Here is a 908-nt window from a genome sequence, read left to right as displayed (position 1 = left end):
TACACCAGCTTCAAGTCATCCAAGAACTCGGTTTTGTCGACTACACGGATCTTTGGAAAGGTAGCACGTACTTTGTGGACAACGCAATGCTGAACATCGGCTTTGGGGTATATTTCACGAAAGGCCTCTTCAAGGCCTGGCAAGCCGTCGAAGACACCTAGCAATACGTCGGTAGCCCCGCGATTCTTGAGGTCCTTAAGAACCTCGCGCCAGCCATTCGAGCTCTCGTGGCCACCAATGTAGAAGCCCAGGATTTGGCGAATGCCCTTCTCGTCGATGCCCATGGCCAAATAAACCGCTTCACTGCTGACCGTGTTGCGCTTCAGCTTCACATAAAGGCCATCGAGGTAGATGACAGAATAGCGTTTCTCAAGCGGACGTTTCTGCCACTGCTCAATATCTTCCATGACCGTATGGGTAATGTTGCTGACGGTGGTCGGCGAGTACTGCGAACCAAACATGCTTTCCACAAATTTTGCGACTTCTCGTGTGCTCATTCCGCCTTTGTACATGTGAATAATGGCTTCTTCAAGCCAACCTTCACGACGCTGGTAGGGCTGGAACAGGCGAGTTTGAAAATATCCTTTGCGGTCTCGAGGCACTTGAAGTTCATTGATAGTGCCATAGCGCGTTTGATACGTGCGCTTGTAGTTGCCATTTAACGTCGTACGCGGTCCTTGGTGTTCGTTACTAATGTAATTTTTAATTTCTTCACGCAGGAGCAGTTCCAATTTCTCCTGCACAAGTTTAGTTACAGCATTTTCAAGTAGATCATTGAACGCATTTTCGGGTATAGTAGTCATCGAGTAGGGCTCCTTCTTGGTGATCTCAGCAATCCCGAGGATACCCTACTTTTTTGTTGCCTGTGAAGGCTCCAAATGTTGGTACACAAACTATTTTACTTCATC

General features: G+C 47.9%; 1 protein-coding gene. It reads right to left on the bottom strand.

Annotation, left to right across the window (positions count from 1 at the left end; genetic code table 11):
- Positions 1-803: IS256 family transposase (locus B1748_RS36205; protein WP_087572807.1), on the bottom strand; the 803-nt coding region annotated here is incomplete at its 3' end.
- Positions 804-908 lie beyond the last annotated feature (105 nt).

It is taken from the genome of Paenibacillus sp. MY03 (assembly GCF_002165585.1).
Classification (GTDB): domain Bacteria; phylum Bacillota; class Bacilli; order Paenibacillales; family Paenibacillaceae; genus Pristimantibacillus; species Pristimantibacillus agaridevorans.
Note: the sequence above shows the minus strand (reverse complement) of the source record. Positions and strands in the feature narration are given on the sequence as shown.